Raw genomic sequence first — 25321 nt, 5'->3', positions numbered from 1 at the left:
ATTCATAAAATGTTACAAATAGAGAGCTCTATGTCGGTCTATCATACTTTATGTTTTCTATCCGCAGCTGCGATGCTAATTGCTTTTGTAAACAGCAAGATAGGAAAGATGCAAACCACCATTGCGATTACTGCAGGTTCAATGGTGCTTTCACTTCTAATCTTAATTGCGGGTCAAAACAACTGGTTCCATCTCACCGAAATTGCGACGGAGACAGTCACAAGGATTAACTTCGAAGATTTCTTGCTCAAAGGCATTCTTGGCTTCTTACTATTTGCTGGTGGACTAGGCATCAAACTCCCGAACCTTAAAGATCAAAAGTGGGAGATCACTGTTTTAGCCCTTGGAGCCACACTGTTTTCCACGTTCTTTATTGGATTTGCGCTGTATGGGTTTTGTCAGTTAATTGGCATCCAATTTGATTTGGTCTACTGCTTACTATTTGGTGCTCTAATATCGCCAACTGACCCAATCGCTGTATTGGCTATTGTGAAAAAACTAGATGCTCCTAAACGTATCTCCACTCAGATTGAAGGAGAATCGCTCTTCAATGATGGCTTCGGTTTGGTTATCTTCGTCACTCTATTTACGATTGCATTTGGCACTGAGGCACCAACTGTAGGTAGTGTCACCTTACTCTTCATCCAAGAAGCTATCGGTGGTATCACATATGGTTTCGTCCTCGGTTTGCTATTCCACTACTTGATCAGTGCCACCGATGATCACTCAATGGAATTGTTACTTACCATTGGTGTCCCAACGGCAGGTTACGCATTTGCTGAATACATCCATGTATCAGGCCCACTCGCAATGGTTGTATCCGGTATTATGATTGGCAACTGGACACGCTTTATTGGCTTTTCAAAAGAGAGTGAAGATCACCTTGACCATTTTTGGGAGCTTGTTGATGAATTCTTGAATGGCGTGTTATTCCTACTGATCGGTATGTCGATGCTGCTATTTGAATTCCACAAAGAAGACTGGATCATGATGGCTATTTCAGTCCCTCTTGTACTAGCAGCTCGCTATCTAAGTGTATTTCTTTCTTACATAGGCTTTAAACGTTACAGAAAATATAATCCATGGTCAGTGCGTATTTTGACGTGGGGCGGTTTACGCGGGGGCCTTGCATTGGCAATGGCACTTTCCATTCCATCTGGTATTTGGGTGATTCAAGATAAGTTAATCGATGTAAAAGAGATTATTCTTGTGATGACCTACTCCGTCGTTGTTTTCTCTATCCTCATTCAAGGCTCAACAATCACCCCAATGATTGAAAAAGCAAAAGCTGAAGAGAAGAAGATGGAAGAGGACAACCAAGCAATAACCACTCCAGAGCATACGGAGCCAGTGGACTCTTAAAGACACGTAACTTAATAAATAAAAAGCAGCTACCTAGCTGCTTTTTTCATAACTAATTTTCAGACTTCCCTTCAAGAACGAAGGCTCCTTATTCTTTGATATACCATCAAATATACGAAGAATCGCTACGCTACATTTTCATAGATACTAACTATTGCCGATAGATAGTATTCATAGACGAGTCTTTTAATTTACCCATTTTCATCTGTATCACTTCTCTTCCCTTGGCAATATAGGCTCCTCGCAAACATCAAAGCTAAACTTCCACAATACTTAGCAATGAGCGAGTTTGTATTTTTATGAGAAAGAGACATTTAGGGTGATTGCGTTCAGAACCCAAACGGGTTAGAAACCTCACCGAGATAAAACTGAGCTGGCACCCAGGTAGCAAAGCCTTAACGGAAGTTTAAATCCCTCCCTCTTGAACTCAGTGAGACTAAACTTGTATTCAAAGTCCTCCTGTTTTCAAATTAGAAACAAGCGACACTTCAAACAATTAAACTCTGTCACATAACTAGATTTTCTAATATCGAATAAAAGGAGCTTTGGTTAGAGCTTGGTATCGGAATAAGACTAAGGCACAGAGTTACGTGCTAGCTCGTTCACAACGGTATTAAAACCATGTGAAGAGGGTAGTGTAACTCCAGATGCAAGGTTTCAATATGAAAGTGGATTTAAGGTAAGTCGGGGAACTAAAACGAAAAAGCCTCAGTCTTTCGACTGAGGCTTAATCTTAATATAAGTGGCGGAGTGGACGGGACTCGAACCCGCGACCCCCGGCGTGACAGGCCGGTATTCTAACCAACTGAACTACCACTCCGCAGTGGTATCACTCGCTTTGATAAGCAAGTGTCCGCTTTTGTCTTCACTTTTCGAAAAAGTGAAAATAAAACTAAAGCCTGGCGATGTCCTACTCTTACATGGGGAAGCCCCACACTACCATCGGCGCTATTTCGTTTCACTTCTGAGTTCGGCATGGAAATCAGGTGGGTCCAAAACGCTATGGTCGCCAAGCAAATTCTTTAATCTGGAAAGCTGTTTTTTTAATTCTCGTTCTTACACATTCAATGTTCTTACATTGAGTCCATCAAAACCCCTTGGGTGTTGTATGGTTAAGCCTCACGGGCAATTAGTACAGGTTAGCTCAACGCCTCACAACGCTTACACACCCTGCCTATCAACGTCGTAGTCTACGACAACCCTTTAGGATACTTAAAGTATCAGGGAGAACTCATCTCAAGGCTCGCTTCCCGCTTAGATGCTTTCAGCGGTTATCGATCCCGAACTTAGCTACCGGGCAATGCGTCTGGCGACACAACCCGAACACCAGAGGTTCGTCCACTCCGGTCCTCTCGTACTAGGAGCAGCCCCTTTCAATTCTCCAACGCCCACGGCAGATAGGGACCGAACTGTCTCACGACGTTCTAAACCCAGCTCGCGTACCACTTTAAATGGCGAACAGCCATACCCTTGGGACCGACTTCAGCCCCAGGATGTGATGAGCCGACATCGAGGTGCCAAACACCGCCGTCGATATGAACTCTTGGGCGGTATCAGCCTGTTATCCCCGGAGTACCTTTTATCCGTTGAGCGATGGCCCTTCCATTCAGAACCACCGGATCACTATGACCTGCTTTCGCACCTGCTCGAATTGTCATTCTCGCAGTCAAGCGGGCTTATGCCATTGCACTAACCTCACGATGTCCAACCGTGATTAGCCCACCTTCGTGCTCCTCCGTTACGCTTTGGGAGGAGACCGCCCCAGTCAAACTACCCACCAGGCACTGTCCGCAACCCCGATGAGGGGTCGACGTTAGAACATCAACACTACAAGGGTGGTATTTCAAGGACGGCTCCACGCAATCTAGCGACTGCGCTTCAAAGCCTCCCACCTATCCTACACATGTAGGGTCAATGTTCAGTGCCAAGCTGTAGTAAAGGTTCACGGGGTCTTTCCGTCTAGCCGCGGGTACACTGCATCTTCACAGCGATTTCAATTTCACTGAGTCTCGGGTGGAGACAGCGTGGCCATCATTACGCCATTCGTGCAGGTCGGAACTTACCCGACAAGGAATTTCGCTACCTTAGGACCGTTATAGTTACGGCCGCCGTTTACCGGGGCTTCGATCAAGAGCTTCGACCGAAGTCTAACCCCATCAATTAACCTTCCGGCACCGGGCAGGCGTCACACCGTATACGTCATCTTGCGATTTTGCACAGTGCTGTGTTTTTAATAAACAGTTGCAGCCACCTGGTATCTGCGACTCTCAATAGCTCCATCCGCGAGGGACTTCACCGTCGAGAGCGTACCTTCTCCCGAAGTTACGGTACCATTTTGCCTAGTTCCTTCACCCGAGTTCTCTCAAGCGCCTTGGTATTCTCTACCCGACCACCTGTGTCGGTTTGGGGTACGATTCCTTACAATCTGAAGCTTAGAGGCTTTTCCTGGAAGCATGGCATCAATGACTTCACATCCGTAGATGCTCGACGTCGTGTCTCAGCCTTAAGAGAAACCGGATTTACCTAATTTCTCAGCCTACGCACTTGAACCTGGACAACCGTCGCCAGGCCCACCTAGCCTTCTCCGTCCCCCCATCGCAATTGTAAGAAGTACGGGAATATTAACCCGTTTCCCATCGACTACGCCTTTCGGCCTCGCCTTAGGGGTCGACTTACCCTGCCCCGATTAACGTTGGACAGGAACCCTTGGTCTTCCGGCGAGGAGGTTTTTCACCCCCTTTATCGTTACTCATGTCAGCATTCGCACTTCTGATACGTCCAGCATGCGTTACCACACACCTTCAACCGCTTACAGAACGCTCCCCTACCCAATATACAAAAGTATATTGCCGCAGCTTCGGTTTACTACTTAGCCCCGTTACATCTTCCGCGCAGGCCGACTCGACCAGTGAGCTATTACGCTTTCTTTAAATGATGGCTGCTTCTAAGCCAACATCCTGGCTGTCTGAGCCTTCCCACATCGTTTCCCACTTAGTAGTAATTTGGGACCTTAGCTGGCGGTCTGGGTTGTTTCCCTCTCCACGACGGACGTTAGCACCCGCCGTGTGTCTCCCGGATAGTACTTACTGGTATTCGGAGTTTGCAAAGGGTTGGTAAGTCGGGATGACCCCCTAGCCTTAACAGTGCTCTACCCCCAGTAGTATTCGTCCGAGGCGCTACCTAAATAGCTTTCGGGGAGAACCAGCTATCTCCAGGTTTGATTGGCCTTTCACCCCTAGCCACAAGTCATCCGCTAATTTTTCAACATTAGTCGGTTCGGTCCTCCAGTTGATGTTACTCAACCTTCAACCTGCCCATGGCTAGATCACCTGGTTTCGGGTCTATATCCAGAGACTGAACGCCCAGTTAAGACTCGGTTTCCCTACGGCTCCCCTAGATGGTTAACCTTGCCACTGAATATAAGTCGCTGACCCATTATACAAAAGGTACGCAGTCACAGGACAAGCCTGCTCCTACTGCTTGTACGTACACGGTTTCAGGTTCTATTTCACTCCCCTCACAGGGGTTCTTTTCGCCTTTCCCTCACGGTACTGGTTCACTATCGGTCAGTCAGTAGTATTTAGCCTTGGAGGATGGTCCCCCCATATTCAGACAGGATATCACGTGTCCCGCCCTACTCGATTTCACTGAACACACGTCGTCAACTACGGGACTATCACCCTGTATCGTCGGCCTTTCCAGGCTGTTCGTCTAACGCGTGTAAAGCTTAAGGGCTAGTCCAATTTCGCTCGCCGCTACTTTCGGAATCTCGGTTGATTTCTTTTCCTCGGGGTACTTAGATGTTTCAGTTCCCCCGGTTCGCCCTGTTGAGCTATGTATTCACTCAACAGTAATACCTTATGGTATTGGGTTTCCCCATTCGGAAATCCCAGACTCAAATGGTTTTTACTACCTAATCTGGGCTTATCGCAAGTTAATACGTCCTTCATCGCCTCTGACTGCCAAGGCATCCACCGTGTACGCTTAGTCACTTAACCATACAACCCGAAGGAGTTTCGAGTTGATAATCAAATCACCAAAGTTGTCTCTCATTATTTGAATGAGCGAGAGACATTCGATTTTGCCGGACTCAATTTCGAATAATCACTGTAAAAGTGATATTCCCAAGAACACTTGAATGTGTTTTTTGGTGTTTGTCATAAAGACAAACATTGAGAACTTTACAAACAACAATAAATTGTTGTTTTGTCAGCTTTCCAAATTGTTAAAGAGCTAGATTTTCTGATGAAAACCATTTTTAAAGATTCTTTTTCAAGAACACTTAAAGATGGTGGAGCTATGCGGGATCGAACCGCAGACCTCCTGCGTGCAAGGCAGGCGCTCTCCCAGCTGAGCTATAGCCCCATCAAGGTGTCGATACTGTCGCCAATTCCTTGGGAAAGAAATTGGTGGGTCTGAGTGGACTCGAACCACCGACCTCTCGCTTATCAGGCGAACGCTCTAACCACCTGAGCTACAGACCCAGTATCGTCTCTTTAATTCATAAACCGTATCAATCTGTGTGAACACTCATCGCAATAATCATCGTTTAAGGAGGTGATCCAGCGCCAGGTTCCCCTAGCGCTACCTTGTTACGACTTCACCCCAGTCATGAACCACAAAGTGGTAAGCGTCCCCCCGAAGGTTAAACTACCTACTTCTTTTGCAGCCCACTCCCATGGTGTGACGGGCGGTGTGTACAAGGCCCGGGAACGTATTCACCGTGGCATTCTGATCCACGATTACTAGCGATTCCGACTTCATGGAGTCGAGTTGCAGACTCCAATCCGGACTACGACGCACTTTTTGGGATTCGCTCACTTTCGCAAGTTGGCCGCCCTCTGTATGCGCCATTGTAGCACGTGTGTAGCCCTACTCGTAAGGGCCATGATGACTTGACGTCGTCCCCACCTTCCTCCGGTTTATCACCGGCAGTCTCCCTGGAGTTCCCGACATTACTCGCTGGCAAACAAGGATAAGGGTTGCGCTCGTTGCGGGACTTAACCCAACATTTCACAACACGAGCTGACGACAGCCATGCAGCACCTGTCTCAGAGTTCCCGAAGGCACCAATCCATCTCTGGAAAGTTCTCTGGATGTCAAGAGTAGGTAAGGTTCTTCGCGTTGCATCGAATTAAACCACATGCTCCACCGCTTGTGCGGGCCCCCGTCAATTCATTTGAGTTTTAATCTTGCGACCGTACTCCCCAGGCGGTCTACTTAACGCGTTAGCTCCGAAAGCCACGGCTCAAGGCCACAACCTCCAAGTAGACATCGTTTACGGCGTGGACTACCAGGGTATCTAATCCTGTTTGCTCCCCACGCTTTCGCATCTGAGTGTCAGTATCTGTCCAGGGGGCCGCCTTCGCCACCGGTATTCCTTCAGATCTCTACGCATTTCACCGCTACACCTGAAATTCTACCCCCCTCTACAGTACTCTAGTCTGCCAGTTTCAAATGCAATTCCGAGGTTGAGCCCCGGGCTTTCACATCTGACTTAACAAACCACCTGCATGCGCTTTACGCCCAGTAATTCCGATTAACGCTCGCACCCTCCGTATTACCGCGGCTGCTGGCACGGAGTTAGCCGGTGCTTCTTCTGTCGCTAACGTCAAATAATGCAGCTATTAACTACACTACCTTCCTCACGACTGAAAGTGCTTTACAACCCGAAGGCCTTCTTCACACACGCGGCATGGCTGCATCAGGCTTGCGCCCATTGTGCAATATTCCCCACTGCTGCCTCCCGTAGGAGTCTGGACCGTGTCTCAGTTCCAGTGTGGCTGATCATCCTCTCAGACCAGCTAGGGATCGTCGCCTTGGTGAGCCCTTACCTCACCAACTAGCTAATCCCACCTAGGCATATCCTGACGCGAGAGGCCCGAAGGTCCCCCTCTTTGGCCCGTAGGCATTATGCGGTATTAGCCATCGTTTCCAATGGTTATCCCCCACATCAGGGCAATTTCCTAGGCATTACTCACCCGTCCGCCGCTCGACGCCGTTATCGTTCCCCGAAGGTTCAGATAACTCGTTTCCGCTCGACTTGCATGTGTTAGGCCTGCCGCCAGCGTTCAATCTGAGCCATGATCAAACTCTTCAATTTAAGATTTTGTTCGGCTCAATGAATACTGAACATTACATAAGTAATGTTTGAATTGACTGTGCTGAATCTTTCGATTCAATGGTCACTTCGTTTCATTGAAACCTAATTTGATACCGAAGTATCGAATTGGATTATCATCAACGAGTGCCCACACAGATTGATAGGTCTATATTGTTAAAGAGCTTGGCTTTCAGTGCCTTAGCACTTAAGCGAGGTGCGTATAATACGCTTTCCACTTTGAAAGTCAACATAAAACTCTAAAATAATTTAGAACTTTATGGTGACTTGCTTAAATCTTAAGCAAGTGCGAAATAAAGCCTGGCGATGTTCTACTCTCACATGGGGAAGCCCCACACTACCATCGACGCTAATTCGTTTCACTTCTGAGTTCGGAATGGAAATCAGGTGGGTCCAAATCGCTATGGTCGCCAAGCAAATTCTTTAATTCGGAAAACTGTTTTAAGTTCTATTTACACATTCAATGTTCTTACATTGAGTCCATCAAAACCCCTTGGGTGTTGTATGGTTAAGCCTCACGGGCAATTAGTACAGGTTAGCTCAACGCCTCACAACGCTTACACACCCTGCCTATCAACGTCGTAGTCTACGACAACCCTTTAGGATACTTAAAGTATCAGGGAGAACTCATCTCAAGGCTCGCTTCCCGCTTAGATGCTTTCAGCGGTTATCGATCCCGAACTTAGCTACCGGGCAATGCGTCTGGCGACACAACCCGAACACCAGAGGTTCGTCCACTCCGGTCCTCTCGTACTAGGAGCAGCCCCTTTCAATTCTCCAACGCCCACGGCAGATAGGGACCGAACTGTCTCACGACGTTCTAAACCCAGCTCGCGTACCACTTTAAATGGCGAACAGCCATACCCTTGGGACCGACTTCAGCCCCAGGATGTGATGAGCCGACATCGAGGTGCCAAACACCGCCGTCGATATGAACTCTTGGGCGGTATCAGCCTGTTATCCCCGGAGTACCTTTTATCCGTTGAGCGATGGCCCTTCCATTCAGAACCACCGGATCACTATGACCTGCTTTCGCACCTGCTCGAATTGTCATTCTCGCAGTCAAGCGGGCTTATGCCATTGCACTAACCTCACGATGTCCAACCGTGATTAGCCCACCTTCGTGCTCCTCCGTTACGCTTTGGGAGGAGACCGCCCCAGTCAAACTACCCACCAGGCACTGTCCGCAACCCCGATAAGGGGTCGACGTTAGAACATCAACACTACAAGGGTGGTATTTCAAGGACGGCTCCACGCAATCTAGCGACTGCGCTTCAAAGCCTCCCACCTATCCTACACATGTAGGGTCAATGTTCAGTGCCAAGCTGTAGTAAAGGTTCACGGGGTCTTTCCGTCTAGCCGCGGGTACACTGCATCTTCACAGCGATTTCAATTTCACTGAGTCTCGGGTGGAGACAGCGTGGCCATCATTACGCCATTCGTGCAGGTCGGAACTTACCCGACAAGGAATTTCGCTACCTTAGGACCGTTATAGTTACGGCCGCCGTTTACCGGGGCTTCGATCAAGAGCTTCGACCGAAGTCTAACCCCATCAATTAACCTTCCGGCACCGGGCAGGCGTCACACCGTATACGTCATCTTGCGATTTTGCACAGTGCTGTGTTTTTAATAAACAGTTGCAGCCACCTGGTATCTGCGACTCTCAATAGCTCCATCCGCGAGGGACTTCACCGTCGAGAGCGTACCTTCTCCCGAAGTTACGGTACCATTTTGCCTAGTTCCTTCACCCGAGTTCTCTCAAGCGCCTTGGTATTCTCTACCCGACCACCTGTGTCGGTTTGGGGTACGATTCCTTACAATCTGAAGCTTAGAGGCTTTTCCTGGAAGCATGGCATCAATGACTTCACATCCGTAGATGCTCGACGTCGTGTCTCAGCCTTAAGAGAAACCGGATTTACCTAATTTCTCAGCCTACGCACTTGAACCTGGACAACCGTCGCCAGGCCCACCTAGCCTTCTCCGTCCCCCCATCGCAATTGTAAGAAGTACGGGAATATTAACCCGTTTCCCATCGACTACGCCTTTCGGCCTCGCCTTAGGGGTCGACTTACCCTGCCCCGATTAACGTTGGACAGGAACCCTTGGTCTTCCGGCGAGGAGGTTTTTCACCCCCTTTATCGTTACTCATGTCAGCATTCGCACTTCTGATACGTCCAGCATGCGTTACCACACACCTTCAACCGCTTACAGAACGCTCCCCTACCCAATATACAAAAGTATATTGCCGCAGCTTCGGTTTACTACTTAGCCCCGTTACATCTTCCGCGCAGGCCGACTCGACCAGTGAGCTATTACGCTTTCTTTAAATGATGGCTGCTTCTAAGCCAACATCCTGGCTGTCTGAGCCTTCCCACATCGTTTCCCACTTAGTAGTAATTTGGGACCTTAGCTGGCGGTCTGGGTTGTTTCCCTCTCCACGACGGACGTTAGCACCCGCCGTGTGTCTCCCGGATAGTACTTACTGGTATTCGGAGTTTGCAAAGGGTTGGTAAGTCGGGATGACCCCCTAGCCTTAACAGTGCTCTACCCCCAGTAGTATTCGTCCGAGGCGCTACCTAAATAGCTTTCGGGGAGAACCAGCTATCTCCAGGTTTGATTGGCCTTTCACCCCTAGCCACAAGTCATCCGCTAATTTTTCAACATTAGTCGGTTCGGTCCTCCAGTTGATGTTACTCAACCTTCAACCTGCCCATGGCTAGATCACCTGGTTTCGGGTCTATATCCAGAGACTGAACGCCCAGTTAAGACTCGGTTTCCCTACGGCTCCCCTAGATGGTTAACCTTGCCACTGAATATAAGTCGCTGACCCATTATACAAAAGGTACGCAGTCACAGGACAAGCCTGCTCCTACTGCTTGTACGTACACGGTTTCAGGTTCTATTTCACTCCCCTCACAGGGGTTCTTTTCGCCTTTCCCTCACGGTACTGGTTCACTATCGGTCAGTCAGTAGTATTTAGCCTTGGAGGATGGTCCCCCCATATTCAGACAGGATATCACGTGTCCCGCCCTACTCGATTTCACTGAACACACGTCGTCAACTACGGGACTATCACCCTGTATCGTCGGCCTTTCCAGGCTGTTCGTCTAACGCGTGTAAAGCTTAAGGGCTAGTCCAATTTCGCTCGCCGCTACTTTCGGAATCTCGGTTGATTTCTTTTCCTCGGGGTACTTAGATGTTTCAGTTCCCCCGGTTCGCCCTGTTGAGCTATGTATTCACTCAACAGTAATACCTTATGGTATTGGGTTTCCCCATTCGGAAATCCCAGACTCAAGTGGTTTTTACTACCTAATCTGGGCTTATCGCAAGTTAATACGTCCTTCATCGCCTCTGACTGCCAAGGCATCCACCGTGTACGCTTAGTCACTTAACCATACAACCCGAAGGAGTTTCGAGTTGATAATCAAATCACCAAAGTTGTCTCTCATTATTTGAATGAGCGAGAGACATATCGATTTTGCCGGACTCAATTTCGAATAATCACTTAAAAGTGATATTCCCAAGAACACTTGAATGTGTTTTTTGGTGTTTGTCTTAAAGACAAACATTGAGAACTTTACAAACAACAATAAATTGTTGTTTTGTCAGCTTTCCAAATTGTTAAAGAGCTAATCACTTCTTATGAAGTAACCATTTTTAAAAACTCTCAAGAGAGAATGTTTAAAGATGGTATCCCGTAGGGGAGTCGAACCCCTGTTACCGCCGTGAAAGGGCGGTGTCCTAGGCCTCTAGACGAACGGGACACTAAGTGAACATCTTGGGGGATGTTCTATCTCTTAAACTTTATAAACCGTATCAATCTGTGTGAACACTCATCGCAATAATCATCGTATAAGGAGGTGATCCAGCGCCAGGTTCCCCTAGCGCTACCTTGTTACGACTTCACCCCAGTCATGAACCACAAAGTGGTAAGCGTCCCCCCGAAGGTTAAACTACCTACTTCTTTTGCAGCCCACTCCCATGGTGTGACGGGCGGTGTGTACAAGGCCCGGGAACGTATTCACCGTGGCATTCTGATCCACGATTACTAGCGATTCCGACTTCATGGAGTCGAGTTGCAGACTCCAATCCGGACTACGACGCACTTTTTGGGATTCGCTCACTTTCGCAAGTTGGCCGCCCTCTGTATGCGCCATTGTAGCACGTGTGTAGCCCTACTCGTAAGGGCCATGATGACTTGACGTCGTCCCCACCTTCCTCCGGTTTATCACCGGCAGTCTCCCTGGAGTTCCCGACATTACTCGCTGGCAAACAAGGATAAGGGTTGCGCTCGTTGCGGGACTTAACCCAACATTTCACAACACGAGCTGACGACAGCCATGCAGCACCTGTCTCAGAGTTCCCGAAGGCACCAATCCATCTCTGGAAAGTTCTCTGGATGTCAAGAGTAGGTAAGGTTCTTCGCGTTGCATCGAATTAAACCACATGCTCCACCGCTTGTGCGGGCCCCCGTCAATTCATTTGAGTTTTAATCTTGCGACCGTACTCCCCAGGCGGTCTACTTAACGCGTTAGCTCCGAAAGCCACGGCTCAAGGCCACAACCTCCAAGTAGACATCGTTTACGGCGTGGACTACCAGGGTATCTAATCCTGTTTGCTCCCCACGCTTTCGCATCTGAGTGTCAGTATCTGTCCAGGGGGCCGCCTTCGCCACCGGTATTCCTTCAGATCTCTACGCATTTCACCGCTACACCTGAAATTCTACCCCCCTCTACAGTACTCTAGTCTGCCAGTTTCAAATGCTATTCCGAGGTTGAGCCCCGGGCTTTCACATCTGACTTAACAAACCACCTGCATGCGCTTTACGCCCAGTAATTCCGATTAACGCTCGCACCCTCCGTATTACCGCGGCTGCTGGCACGGAGTTAGCCGGTGCTTCTTCTGTCGCTAACGTCAAATAATGCAGCTATTAACTACACTACCTTCCTCACGACTGAAAGTGCTTTACAACCCGAAGGCCTTCTTCACACACGCGGCATGGCTGCATCAGGCTTGCGCCCATTGTGCAATATTCCCCACTGCTGCCTCCCGTAGGAGTCTGGACCGTGTCTCAGTTCCAGTGTGGCTGATCATCCTCTCAGACCAGCTAGGGATCGTCGCCTTGGTGAGCCCTTACCTCACCAACTAGCTAATCCCACCTAGGCATATCCTGACGCGAGAGGCCCGAAGGTCCCCCTCTTTGGCCCGTAGGCATCATGCGGTATTAGCCATCGTTTCCAATGGTTATCCCCCACATCAGGGCAATTTCCTAGGCATTACTCACCCGTCCGCCGCTCGACGCCGTTATCGTTCCCCGAAGGTTCAGATAACTCGTTTCCGCTCGACTTGCATGTGTTAGGCCTGCCGCCAGCGTTCAATCTGAGCCATGATCAAACTCTTCAATTTAAGATTTTGTTGGCTCAATGAATACTGAACATTACATAAGTAATGTTTGAATTGACTGTGCTGAATCTTTCGATTCAATGGTCACTTCGTTTCATTGAAACCTAATTTGATACCGAGGTATCTAATTGGATTATCATCAACGAGTGCCCACACAGATTGATAGGTCTATATTGTTAAAGAGCAACTCTTCTTTGTGATTGACATCACTTGGGAAGAGGCGGCCATTCTAGCGAGATAATTTATTGTGTCAAACACTTTCTTCAAATTATTTCGTTTTTCTTTTCAGCCTTATCAACTTCGCTTAACCCCTTGTGAGGCCTTGCCCTGTCGACGAGGAGGCATTATAGAGATCGCGCTCACATTGGCAAGTGTTATTTTTCAAAAATTGCAAAAACAATGGTTAAACGATGAGTTTTCGATCAAACCTTTATTTATTCAACTTTACCCCAAACTCTCACACAACTTATCCACAGAATTGTTCTTTGAGACGTGTTTTTCAAGTACCATAAATAAAGAAAGCTGCTTTATTGCAGCTATCTTTATTAAACTTAACCTAAACTCTATTTAAAGAGCATTATGGCTATATGCCAGACCCATCTTGTTCAGAGCCATCATCTTCGTGTAGGCCACATTCTCGCTTTAAGCCAAAGAATCGAGTTTCTTCCTCTGACATTCCCGGCTCCCATTTACGAGTAGTATGTGTATCACCAACTGAAAGGTAACCTTCATCCCACAATGGGTGGTATTTAAGGCCGTGTTGTTCTAAGTAGTAATGAACGTCTTTATTAGTCCAATCAATTACTGGTAGAAATTTAAACACACCGTTCTGAATTGATAGAATCGGTAAACCTGCACGAGATTTACTTTGCTCTCGACGCAGTCCAGAGAACCACGTTCCAACATTAAGCTCTTTTAACGCTCGACGCATCGGCTCAACTTTATTGAGCTTGTTGTATTTTTCAATTCCCTCTACGCCTTGCTCCCATAATTTTCCATATCGAGCTTCTTGCCAATTCGCACTTTCCTTGGCTCGATAAACTTTTAAATTTAGGTTGAGAGCATCTGTCAGCTCATCGATAAATCGGTACGTCTCAGCAAACAGGTAACCAGTATCGGTTAGAATGACGGGGATGTCCGCTTTGGCGCGAGTAACTAAATGAAGCATAACCGCGGCTTGAATACCAAAACTAGAAGAAACCGCGAACTCGCCTTCTAGATTATCTAAAGCCCACGCTACTCTCTCTTGTGCTGAAAGCTTTTCGAGCTCGACATTAATTTGAGCAAGACGGAGGATTTGCTCCGTCTTTGTTAATGTCAGTAACTCTGTGAGCTCCAGCTTGGATGCTACAGAATCAAGCATGAAAGTCCCTCTTTGATACGAGCACTTCTTGGATAATGCCAGCACGAATAGTGAAATCGCCAAAGGCTTCGCCTTCTTCACGCTCTTTCGACCATCGAGCCACCAGCAGATCAATCTCTTCTAAGATTTGCTTATCCGTGATGTTCTCTTTATACATTTTTGGTACTCGAGTACCGGCACGGTTACCACCTAGGTGCAAGTTGTAACGACCCGGCGCTTTGCCAACTAGACCAATTTCAGCCAACATTGCGCGACCACAACCATTTGGACACCCAGTTACACGCAAAATGATGTTGTCATTTTCTGGTAGGTTGTGCTTATCCAGAATCCCCTCAACATCAGTAACAAACTGAGGAAGGAAACGTTCAGCTTCTGCCATCGCTAGCGGACAAGTTGGAAAAGCAACACAAGCCATTGAGTTCTTACGCTGTTCACTTACGCCGTCGTCCATTAAGCCATGTTCACGAGCGATCTTTTCAATCTTCGCTTTTTCGTTTTTAGGTACACCCGCAACAATTAGGTTTTGGTTTGCTGTCATGCGGAAATCGCCTTTGTGGATTTTGGCAATTTCAGCAACACCCGTCTTAAGTGGTTTACCTGGAAAGTCTAATAAGCGACCATTTTCGATGAAAAGCGCTAAATGATATTTACCATCAATTCCTTCTACCCAGCCAATACGGTCACCACGTTCTGTGAATTCATATGGACGGCTTTGCTCAAACTTAACACCAGCACGTTTCTCGACTTCCGCTTTAAAGACATCGCTACCTACACGATCCAATGTGTATTTGGTTTTTGCGTTCTTACGGTTTGAACGGTTACCCCAGTCGCGCTGAGTTGTTACTACAGCTGCGGCAACATCAAGTGTCTTGTCCAGCGGAATAAAGCCAAAGTCGTCAGCGCGGCGCGGATAAGTTGATGTATCGCCATGCGTCATCGCTAAGCCGCCGCCGACCAGGACGTTAAAGCCTACCAGCTTACCGTTATCTGCAATCGCTACGAAGTTGAGATCGTTAGCGTGTACATCTACGTCATTTTGCGGTGGGATAACCACTGTAGTTTTAAACTTACGTGGTAAGTAGTTCTTGCCTAGAATCGGTTCGTCTTCTTCCGTGCTTTCTACTTTTTCACCGTCTAGCCAAATCTCTGCATAAGCGCGCGTCTTTGGTAATAGATGCTCACTGATCTTCTTCGCCCATTCGTAAGCTTCTTGGTGTAACTCTGACTCCACTGGGTTAGTGGTACACAACACGTTACGGTTTACATCACCCGCGGTTGCAATCGAATCAATGCCAATACTGTTGAGCGTTTGATGCATCAACTTAATATTCGGTTTTAATACCCCATGAAACTGGAACGTTTGGCGAGTCGTCAGACGAATACTTCCATATAAAGAGTGCTCCGTTGCGAACTTGTCGATCGCTAACCATTGCGTTGGCGTGATGATGCCTCCAGGCATACGAGCACGAAGCATCACATTATGTAATGGTTCCAGTTTTTGCTTTGTGCGTTCATTACGGATATCACGATCGTCTTGTTGATACATACCGTGGAAACGAATTAACTGGAAGTTGTCGGCAGTAAAGCCACCTGTAATAGGGTCCTGTAAATCTTGCTCAATAGTGCCACGTAATAAGTTGCTTTCTCGCTTCAGGCGCTCGTTATCAGATAGCGGCCCTAACTCTTCACCTAATACAACCTGCTTATTATTGTCCGTAGAAAAAGTCATTAGTAAACATCCCTCTGATAACGTTTCGCTTTACGTAGGTCATTAATAAATTGTTCTGCATCGTCACGCGGCATCTTGCCTTCTTGTTCAGCAACGATAACCAATGCGTCGTGCACATCTTTTGCCATACGCGTTGCATCACCGCAGACATAGATATAAGCGCCTTCTTGGATCCACTGCCACACTTGAGCTGCGTTTTCTAAGATGCGATGTTGTACGTAAACCTTTTCTACTTGGTCACGACTAAAGGCAACATCCAATCGGCTTAGTACTCCTGACTTGAGATACTTTTGCCATTCCACTTGGTACAAGAAGTCTTGAGTGAACGTGCGATCACCAAAGAACAACCAGTTTTTGCCTTCAGCATCGCGGTTTTCACGTTCCTGAATAAAGCTACGGAATGGTGCGATCCCTGTGCCAGGACCAACCATGATAATTGGAGTACTATCATCTTCCGGCAGTTTAAAGTTGTTGTTATGCTCAACAAATACTTTAACTTCATCTCCCTCTTCGAGACGCTGAGCTAAGAAACTAGACGCACCACCATATCGTTTTTCGTCGTTTTGTTCGTACTCAACCAAAGCAACCGTTAGGTGTACTTCTTCATCGACCTCTTCTTGGCTTGATGCAATAGAGTAAAGGCGTGGAGTAAGACGACGAAGCAAACCAATCAACTCATCTGCGGTTAACTTGGTTTTCTTTTCTGCCAGTACATCAACGATTTGAGTATTTGCAGAGTACTCGCGAAGCTTATCTTTATCTTCAACTAACTTTTGTAGCTTCTTGCTACCGGATAACTCGGCAAACTTTGTGATGAGCTGCGGGTTAGATGTTGTGATTTCATATTTACTCACGAGAGCACTGTGGATTGACAAGCTTTCACCATCAACGTCAACAGTCTCAACCCCAGACAAACCGACCTTACCAAGAATGGCATTTGCAAGTTCCGAGCTATTTTCAAACCACACACCTAGTGCATCACCTGGCTGATACGTTAAGCCCGAGCCTTCTAAGTCGATTTCTATATGACGAACGTCTTTTCCAGAGTCACGGCCCGTGATTTTTTGACTGGTCAGTAACGTCGCAGTGTACGGATTTTGTTTATTGTAAGGAGAGTGCGCAGTCGCAGCTTGACCCACAGGAAGTTGAACCACATCCGCTTCAGAGCCAGAAGAAAGTGTATCTTTTACCTTGTCTAACGCATTCTTACGCCATTCAGTTGCGGGGGCTTCATAATCCACATCGCAATCAAGACGCTCGATAAATGGAGTCGCGCCTAGCTTTGATAGGTAAGTGTCGAAGTCTTTACCGGTCTGACAGAAGAACTCGTAGCTAGAATCTCCCAATGCAATAACACCATATTGCAGGTTTGGCAGCTTAGGAGCCTTCTTCGATTGCAAAAACTCATGTAGCTCAATGGCATTGTCTGGCGCTTCGCCTTCGCCGTTAGTCGATGCCACAATAATGACATGCGTTTCTTTGGCTAAGTTTTTACCTTTGTAATCGCTTGCATCAAAAAGTTCGACTGCAATTCCTTCTGCTTTTGCTTCCTGTTCCAGAGCTTCAGCAACACCTTTAGCATTGCCCGTTTGGGAAGCAAAAATAATACTCAACTTACCTGCTGGCTTCGCTGATACGGCTGCCGTTGCTTGTGCAATTGGCGTTACCGCTGTGTTTGGTTGATTTTGAGCTAATCCCCAAAAATACCCACTGACCCAAGCAAGTTGCTGTGAAGACAACTCAGAGACAGTTTGTTGGAGTGAGCTAATTTGTTGGTCATTCAGAGGGCTTGCGATTGGAGGATTTCCTCCTTGCCCATTATTATCTTCAGACACATTCTTGTGAGAATACTCATTCTTTTGAAAAGACATTATCACGACATCCCTATTCATTGCGTGACGATAGAGTACCCACTCTCCTTAATAACAAGAAAGAATAGAAGTGAATGTTTTATAACTTTTTGGAAGTAAGAACGGCTTACTTTTTGCTCATCGATCTTCAATGCGGACTTGTTGAAAGCCTACTGCCATTGCCGATTTTGACGCAGTATCCAAATCTTCATAAAGACATTCTTCGCCGTGACTGTCCGTTAGAAAAACAAAACCACCGCGCGCATGTCTGAACTCTACAACCCAACCACCCTCTTGGATTGCAGGCTCAATAATCGCTTCGATAAGCTGATTTTCACGGAATAGATGTCTTAGTTCATTTATTGTCATCGCTATCCCTGTTTTAACTTTCACATTGCTCCTAGGTAAGCATGGTCTAAGTCAGCCAAATAGGGAGAAATTTCGATTAGATATAATGAAGTGATATAAAAAAACGCCGCTTATAAAGCGACGTTTTAAGTAAATCGAATATCTAACATGGCTGAGTTTAGAACGCGTATTCCGCACTCACAAAGAAGCCGTTAGCAAAAATAAACTCTTTCCCTAGATCCGACATGAATTTATCGGACTCTAAATCAATCACACGGTAACCTCCACGAAAAGCCAGTCGAGCTTTTTCGAGCGGTACATTGTATTGAACACCTGCCATGAAATCGGTGCTTTTGATACCTTTGTTGTCACCAAAGTTTATCTCACCAATCACATCAAAGTTTGTATCCGGAACTTGAATTTCTGCGTAACCATACCAAGCCCAAATCAGCTCATCAAATTCTTCTACACGCCTGCTTGAGCCAGCATCAATGTATTTAGTGTCACTTAAATTACTAAACGTGAGACCCGCATCAAAGTGCAATAAATCATGCTCTAGAACGTGGTAATACAAGGTTAAATCGAGCTTATCGAACCCCATGTAATCCGCATCAACACTTGAGTAACGAAGGCGCGCATTAGGGACGTATTTAACATCATGTTCAATCGCCGCGTAAAAAGTGCCTGCGGTACTGCTATCTCGTCTCACTTCATTAACTTTAGTGTCGGCAGCCCATACCTCTGCGCCGACTTTTGTCGATACAGAGTACTCTGCAAAAACAGGAAAAGATACTGCCAACGATAATGCCGTTAAAGCGATGTTCGCTTTATTTGTCATGTAGTATTTACTCCGAGATAGCTGATATTCACGTAGAGGACGTGAGAGGAAATATACCATATTCTCACGCCTCTCCATCAACTAAATGATGTTACTCATTATTTATAGCGGGGCTGAGCGACGTAATTCTTGAAGAACCAAATACCCAATGCAATCACGATTAACCATGGTAATAGTTTAAGTACCGCTCCAACCATTCCCAGTAAAAACATCACAACTAACGCAATACCAGTTGCTGCGAATACGGTCATCATTGTGATACCCGTAACCAACAAGGTCGCCGCAAAGACTAAAATAAAGATTAGCTCCAACATAATCACTTCTCCATTTGTTTTCAATAAACAGAGCAGTTTCCATACCAACTTACAGAAACGAAGTTAAGATTATGATTTTTAATAAAAAAACAAAGCCAGAGGCATTTCTGCACTCTGGCTTTATCATTCTTTAGTTGGTAATTTTAGCCATTCACTGGCGAATTTTACACATTCAATTCTTTTGGAATCTTAGCTAGCGCGTCTTGCAATACTTCTAGACCAGAACCTGGTTTGTGCGCATTTTCACTGATATGACGACGCCATTGACGAGCACCGGGCATGCTTTGGAACAAACCTAACATGTGGCGGGTAATATGACCAAGGTACGCACCTTTCGCTAATTGCGCTTCAATGTATGGATACATCTCTTCAACAATTTCGCTGCGTTTCTTCACTGGAGCATTAGAGCCAAACAACTCTTGATCTACCGATGCCAGTAAATATGGGCTTTGGTATGCTTCACGACCAATCATCACACCGTCAAGATGCTGAAGATGTGCTTTTGCTTCTTCTAATGATTTCACGCCACCGTTAATCGCAATCGTTAGGTGTGAGAAGTCTTGCTTCAATTGGTAAGCGCGTGGGTAATCCAATGGTGGGATCTCACGGTTTTCTTTTGGGCTTAGACCACTTAACCATGCTTTACGTGCGTGGATAGTGAACTGCTCACAGCCACCCTTTTCTGAAACAATAGAAACGAAATCCGTTAGGAATTCGTAAGAGTCTTGATCATCAATACCAATGCGAGTCTTGACTGTTACAGGGATATCGACCACGTCTTTCATTGCTGCGACACAATCCGCAACTAACTGCGGTTCAGCCATTAGGCAAGCACCAAATCGACCGTTTTGTACGCGGTCAGATGGACACCCCACATTTAGGTTAATCTCATCGTAGCCACGCTCTTGCGCTAGCTTGGCACACGTAGCCAAATCTGCTGGGTTTGAACCACCAAGTTGAAGGGCTAACGGATGCTCTTCTTCGTTATAAGCCAGGAAATCTCCTTTTCCATGAATGATCGCACCTGTCGTCACCATTTCAGTGTACAACAGGGTTTCTTTGGTCATTAAGCGATGGAAGTAGCGACAATGACGATCAGTCCAATCTAACATTGGGGCAACCGAAAAACGAGAAGGTGAAAAACTCATAATTAAAACCTTAAAAATCAACAATATAGAAATATGTCATATGTATTTTGCAATGACCTATTTCTGCATATTTTGTCCGGTTTTAACTTAAAAAGTCCCTAAAGGGATCAATTTGGGGACTTTTAGGGACACGAAAAGCAGAAATCTTCATGCGAATTTGGGTCGGGGATTATACAGCCAAGGTCACATTTCGCAAAATCTGTACCGCCACCATTGCAAGAGTCTTTGCCACAACCTGACCAGAGGAAATTAATGTGGCAACGATTAGTATTGAAAAAGTAGCAAGTAAACAGGGGACTCGATACAAAGCACGGGTGAGAGAAGCAAGAAATGGCAAACGTCTGTTCGAAAAATCTAAGACATTCGGCAAAAAAGCGGATGCAAGTAAATGGGCAAAGCAGTTAGCTAAAGAGCTACGAGAAGATGGCATCCCCTCACTTGAATCTAGTTCGAAAGAAATTTTGATTGGCGATTTAATCACGCTCTACCTTGAAGATCCCATTGCCTCACGAGATCTAGGGCGCTCTAAATCCGCAGTCTTAAGGCGGCTACGTTCTTATGACATCGCGCTTGTTCCCGCACACCTGTTGACAGCTACACACCTAGTGCAACATTGTCGAGTAAGACTTGCAGAGCCAACTGCGCCGACACCACAGACGGTTTATCAGGACATCACTTACTTGCGCAGCGTGATCAACGTGGCTGGGCCAATGTTTGGCTACAACGCTAACGTACACGCACACAACGAAGCAATACCTACCTTAATTAAATATCGCCTCATTGGTCGCAGTGAGAAACGAGATCGACGCCCAACGTCAGTTGAATTGAACTTAGCAGAACAAGGGCTTAGAAAACGAGAAAGTCACCGCGCCTCATCCATACCACTGGTCGATATTTTCCACATGTCACTTTCTACTTGTATGCGCCTTGGAGAAATTACACGGATCAGATGGGAAGACTTTGATGAGAACGCAGGTACAGTAATCATTCGAGACCGTAAAGACCCTCGTAAAAAAAAGGGAAATCACTGCACTATCCCTCTATTCAGTGATGCCATTGAAATCATAAAACGTCAGCCAAAAATTGATTCGTGCATTTTTCCCTACAAATCAACTTCGATTGGTGCTGCTTGGCAGAGAATGTGTCATGAACAAGGTATTGATGACCTCCATTACCATGACTTACGAGCTGAAGGAGCGTGCAGGCTGTTTGAACGAGGACTCAACATCGTTGAAATATCACGTATTACAGGGCATCGCGACATCAACGTTTTGAATAACATTTATCTGCGGTTGAGTGTTGAGGATATTCACCAACGCATCAACTAGCAAACGAGTGGCTCTGTCATGATTGAAGAGCCACATCCATTGTTACATATCGTTACATTTTCAAAGGCATGATTTGTTTTTTGACGAAAAGGAGCGGAATCATGGACTCAAAATTTCTAACTAATTGATAAATAGATCCCATCTAGAAAAACCAATAACCCCATGCACTAATATAAATAAAAGTATTTTACAATCAACAACTTAAAACAAAACACCATCGTATTTACAATCAAATCCAAACCATTACTATCGACTCAAACCAGTTAAAAAAGAGTCCAAAAATGGCAACAATTAGTATCGAGCCACAACATCTCAAATCCGGCATGTCTTACAAGGTCAGAGCAAGATCAGGCAAAAAAGACCCTATTAAATTTTCCATGTCTCGCACATTTAAAAAACAGTCACAAGCTGCGCGATTTGCCAAAAACATCTCAGCGCAATTTAAGGAGAAGGATTTTAGTTTTCTTCATTCAAGGCCTACTGTGCTTGCTGTTAGCGATGCCCTAACCCAATTTCAATCTTATGTGTCAGCGGATGAAGAAATGGCCTCCAAATACAACAAAAATATCTCAACCGTCATTAAGCGTTTTATTAACTCTTCATTAGCAGATCTGCCAATCGATTTGATTACACCTAGGGATATCATTCACTCAATGAGAGAGATTCAGGAAACTTATCAACTTTCACCCTCAACCCTAGGCTTCTATCTAAGCGCACTATCCACGGCGTTTTATGATGCGAACACACTATTAGGATTCAATTTCAATACAGATGCACTGCGAGATGCGAGACCGACGTTAAAAAGGCATGGATTGATAAGCCGGAGTCGTCCTCGCAATCGTGTGTTATCACTAGAGGAATTGACTAAAATTACTGAATACTATGACAAAATGGAATTAAGGGGGCGTTCATCAATCCCGATGATAGATATCATGTGGTTTGCTTTATATGTCTGCCTCCGACAAGGTGAAATTTGTCAGAAGTTAAAATGGCAGGACTACAATGAAACGACACATATCCTGACTGTCGATAAGCGAAAAGATCCAACAGATAATAAAAACAAAATAACTAAAATCACGCTCAATGCTGCCACCATTGCCATCATCAAAAAGATGCCAAAAGGAAGGCCAACTGATCCGATTTTTCCATTCAATCCAAAATCAGTGAGCACGTCATGGACGAAAGCAATGAAAGCGCTCGGTATTGATGGCCTACATTTTCGCGACCTACGAGCAACTGGCTCGTCTGAACTATACAAGCACGGCATGGACCTTTATGGCGTGTCCAAACTCGCAGGGCATAGCTCGGCTGAGATGCAACTCACACATTACCTGCGTAGTATCCCTGTTGTTTTGCCAGAAGATCACATCAAGCTCAATTAGAGATTAATGTTCGCTGTGTCATTGAATGTCAGGAAGTAAAGGTTAGCGATGAAACATATTGAAGATTTAATTTTTGAGGCGAGCCTCTGGACACTGAACTTCCATAATCAATATAAGATTGTTGGTAAGCCGCACCCTGATGCATTGATTTATCGTGGCTTTATTGATTATTACTTGGAGGGTAAACGTGTAAAACTGGTAGTTAATAAAGAGAACTACGACTCTTTCTTGTGCAAGATGCAGCATCACGAAAAAGCGATTGATTTTGCTAAAAATTGCCTAACGATTGATGACAAGGATGTATAAAAATCACTCTAGCAGTCACCTTTGTTCAACTTCAAGACAGCCTCCATAGAAAAAACCATAAAAAACAATATATTGCTGTTTTCAATCTTGTATTAAAAGATATTTAGTTGCATAATTAAATTATATAAGTTTCTGATTTTTATTAAAAACAATGACAAAAAACACTAATCGAGAACACCCAATTGTAAAACTACTGCGTTTGATTCTTTCACTGCTGGCTTTAGCTGTTTTGACATATATAACTCTTGAATTATTTGCTAACAGTTGGTGTCGAGCGGCCTTCGGTACTAGTATTGATGAAAATTCAAGCTGGGAATTGAAAGCTTGCGCTAAGTACTATTGGGATATCGACTTAGAAAATCGAGACGGTTGGTAAATCAACTCTAAAAACCCGATTTCAAGCAACGTTCAAACTGCTTAAAAGAAAAATAAACGGAGATACCCATGTCAGATGATTACATTTCAATAAAAGACCGAATGAAAAGCTTTGCGGTTGGTTTAGGCGTCATGATGGTCATTGCCTTCTTACTTCTGAAGAGCGGTGATTTGATCGGATACCTAGCAGAGTACTACGACTTGTAAGAAAAAGAAGAACAACGAGCCTCCATTAATATGGGGGCTTTTTTATGGAGACGATTTCAACGGGTATGGTCATTAAATGATTGAATTTTCTTTCTTTACTATTTATAGTCCTTTACAGCCCTCTCAGGCTAATGGTGCGTTTGCTGTAAACTGAGATCATTTTTAAGTACTTCATTTAATATTGCTACGACTAGATGCTGGTCATTGGCAAACCAACAAAATCAAACGCGGTGTGTCAAAAAATCCAGCATGATATCGAGGCAGTATGAACGTTAATGCTTATTCTCAATTTTCAGAACTCACTCCAGTACAGTTGCTTTCAGTTTTTAAAGATGAGTATAGAACCATCGCCAAAGACAATCGCACGTTATCTCTTAATCAAGGCTACCAAGCCTTAGCAAAGCACGCACAGTGCAATAGCCTTGAAGCGATGAAGAGTCAGTCGATTATTCTTATTAAAGTCAGCGAATTTATTAACGCGTTGATCGCTTGTGGCTTACCTGTTTCAAAAACCACTAATACCGCAAGGTTTGAAAGGCTACTAAAATGCGATGTGCTTTGCCCGCCTTTGAGCGGAGGCCTTTGTGTCGCAATTACTAATGATGGTTTAGTCCTTGAAACACCTTATCTAAGCAATCCTACTCCGTACATTGCTGGCTCTGAGATTTGTCATTTGCAAATCGATATGGTTGATGGAGCTTGGCTTAGCAATGACGATTGGGTCAGTTTTGTGAACAACTTAGAAGATAATTTGGATTTAGATGATGATATTCAGCAACAAGCTAGTGAACACTGGAGCGAAGTACATGCTGAAGAAAATGAACTAATCCTAGCCCCCACTCCCGACTATGAAGAGATGGCGACTTGGTCTGAAGGTCGGTTTAGGCAGTTTGTTCTAAAACACTCTCTATATACACATGTAGATACTGTATACAACTTCTTCGACGAAGAACGCAAAAGGCAATTAGCTTAACCCTAGAAAAAAGGCTTCGTCCCTTAAATAAACGAAGCCTTTCCGGCTATCCTAGATAAATACCCTAAGAAACATCTTGATAACGGGTACCTCGTTTACGATTACTTCACCCCACTCAAAATATAGAAGATAACCCGCGCAAATTGTTTTGTTCTGGTCAGGCAATAACGTTTTAGATCAGGTAATTATTGCCTGTCCCCTCAACAATCCTTGTCATCTTTTCTAGTGGCTTTATTTTTGATTTAAAGCTGAAAATAAGAAAGCACTGCGACAA

The 25321-nt window shown here is 45.4% G+C and carries 13 protein-coding genes, 4 tRNA genes and 6 rRNA genes; 6 read left to right on the top strand and 17 right to left on the bottom strand.

The genetic code is table 11. The features are described 5' to 3' along the window. Positions 1 to 30: 30 nt before the first annotated feature. Entirely contained in the window at positions 31 to 1362 is a 1332-nt protein-coding gene (locus tag J4N40_RS02095) for a cation:proton antiporter (RefSeq protein ID WP_104979770.1), read from the top strand. Positions 1363 to 2105: 743 nt separating this feature from the next. Here J4N40_RS02095 and J4N40_RS02090 read toward each other — a convergent pair. The 17 genes from J4N40_RS02090 to dusA form a co-directional block, all read right to left on the bottom strand. Then, positions 2106 to 2182 (bottom strand) — tRNA-Asp (locus J4N40_RS02090). Positions 2183 to 2259: 77 nt separating this feature from the next. Further along, positions 2260 to 2376 (bottom strand): 5S ribosomal RNA (gene rrf, locus J4N40_RS02085). Between the two features lie 94 nt (positions 2377 to 2470). After that, positions 2471 to 5360: ribosomal RNA gene (locus J4N40_RS02080) — 23S ribosomal RNA — on the bottom strand. 291 nt (positions 5361 to 5651) lie between these two features. After that, positions 5652 to 5727: transfer RNA gene (locus tag J4N40_RS02075), tRNA-Ala, on the bottom strand. 42 nt (positions 5728 to 5769) lie between these two features. Continuing rightward, positions 5770 to 5846: transfer RNA gene (locus J4N40_RS02070), tRNA-Ile, on the bottom strand. A 66-nt stretch (positions 5847 to 5912) separates the two neighbouring features. After that, positions 5913 to 7465: ribosomal RNA gene (locus J4N40_RS02065) — 16S ribosomal RNA — on the bottom strand. Between the two features lie 316 nt (positions 7466 to 7781). Further along, a 5S ribosomal RNA gene (rrf, locus tag J4N40_RS02060) occupies positions 7782 to 7898 on the bottom strand. Between the two features lie 89 nt (positions 7899 to 7987). Further along, a 23S ribosomal RNA gene (locus J4N40_RS02055) occupies positions 7988 to 10877 on the bottom strand. Between the two features lie 294 nt (positions 10878 to 11171). Then, positions 11172 to 11247 (bottom strand) — tRNA-Glu (locus J4N40_RS02050). Between the two features lie 89 nt (positions 11248 to 11336). After that, a 16S ribosomal RNA gene (locus J4N40_RS02045) occupies positions 11337 to 12889 on the bottom strand. Together the 16S, 23S and 5S rRNA genes with 4 tRNA genes alongside form the textbook arrangement of a ribosomal RNA operon. 580 nt (positions 12890 to 13469) lie before the next feature. Further along, a complete protein-coding gene (locus J4N40_RS02040; RefSeq protein WP_005382748.1) occupies positions 13470 to 14249 on the bottom strand; it encodes a phosphoadenylyl-sulfate reductase in 780 nt (259 codons plus the stop codon). Then, complete coding sequence (gene cysI / locus J4N40_RS02035) at positions 14242 to 15978, bottom strand: assimilatory sulfite reductase (NADPH) hemoprotein subunit (protein ID WP_005381260.1); 1737 nt, start codon at positions 15976 to 15978, stop codon at positions 14242 to 14244. Before cysI ends, J4N40_RS02040 begins: the two co-directional genes overlap by 8 nt. After that, positions 15978 to 17849 carry an assimilatory sulfite reductase (NADPH) flavoprotein subunit gene (locus J4N40_RS02030; RefSeq protein WP_005381262.1) on the bottom strand — a complete coding sequence of 624 codons (1872 nt, stop codon included), beginning with the start codon at positions 17847 to 17849 and terminating at the stop codon, positions 15978 to 15980. Before J4N40_RS02030 ends, cysI begins: the two co-directional genes overlap by 1 nt. Positions 17850 to 17966: 117 nt before the next feature. Further along, the gene (locus J4N40_RS02025) at positions 17967 to 18197 is read right to left on the bottom strand and encodes a hypothetical protein (RefSeq protein ID WP_005381264.1); all 231 of its coding nucleotides are present in this window, start codon (positions 18195 to 18197) and stop codon (positions 17967 to 17969) included. 157 nt (positions 18198 to 18354) lie between these two features. Next, positions 18355 to 19014, bottom strand: coding sequence for a TIGR04219 family outer membrane beta-barrel protein (locus J4N40_RS02020; RefSeq protein WP_005381265.1), 660 nt, complete (start codon positions 19012 to 19014; stop codon positions 18355 to 18357). 98 nt (positions 19015 to 19112) lie between these two features. Further along, the gene (pspG, locus tag J4N40_RS02015; protein ID WP_005381266.1) at positions 19113 to 19328 is read right to left on the bottom strand and encodes an envelope stress response protein PspG; all 216 of its coding nucleotides are present in this window, start codon (positions 19326 to 19328) and stop codon (positions 19113 to 19115) included. 164 nt (positions 19329 to 19492) lie between these two features. After that, on the bottom strand, positions 19493 to 20476 hold the full coding sequence (gene dusA / locus J4N40_RS02010) for a tRNA dihydrouridine(20/20a) synthase DusA (protein WP_250654351.1): 984 nt from the start codon (positions 20474 to 20476) through the stop codon (positions 19493 to 19495). Between the two features lie 254 nt (positions 20477 to 20730). Between dusA and J4N40_RS02005 the strand changes: the two genes are divergently transcribed. From J4N40_RS02005 to J4N40_RS01985, 5 genes are all read left to right on the top strand, one after another. Beyond that, entirely contained in the window at positions 20731 to 21804 is a 1074-nt protein-coding gene (locus tag J4N40_RS02005) for a site-specific integrase (RefSeq protein WP_250654350.1), read from the top strand. A gap of 281 nt (positions 21805 to 22085) precedes the next feature. Then, a complete protein-coding gene (locus tag J4N40_RS02000) occupies positions 22086 to 23186 on the top strand; it encodes a tyrosine-type recombinase/integrase (protein ID WP_250654349.1) in 1101 nt (366 codons plus the stop codon). A 48-nt stretch (positions 23187 to 23234) separates the two neighbouring features. Further along, positions 23235 to 23492, top strand: coding sequence for a hypothetical protein (locus tag J4N40_RS01995; protein ID WP_250654348.1), 258 nt, complete (start codon positions 23235 to 23237; stop codon positions 23490 to 23492). A 444-nt stretch (positions 23493 to 23936) separates the two neighbouring features. Beyond that, positions 23937 to 24074, top strand: a complete 138-nt coding sequence (locus J4N40_RS01990; protein ID WP_158005881.1) for a hypothetical protein — start codon at positions 23937 to 23939, stop codon at positions 24072 to 24074. A gap of 265 nt (positions 24075 to 24339) precedes the next feature. Then, positions 24340 to 25047, top strand: a complete 708-nt coding sequence (locus tag J4N40_RS01985; protein ID WP_250654347.1) for a hypothetical protein — start codon at positions 24340 to 24342, stop codon at positions 25045 to 25047. Positions 25048 to 25321: the final 274 nt, after the last annotated feature.

It is taken from the genome of Vibrio sp. SCSIO 43097 (assembly GCF_023650755.1).
Classification (GTDB): Bacteria; Pseudomonadota; Gammaproteobacteria; order Enterobacterales; family Vibrionaceae; genus Vibrio; species Vibrio alginolyticus.
The sequence above is the reverse complement of the archived record's forward strand: the minus strand, read 5'-3'. Positions and strand labels throughout refer to the sequence as shown.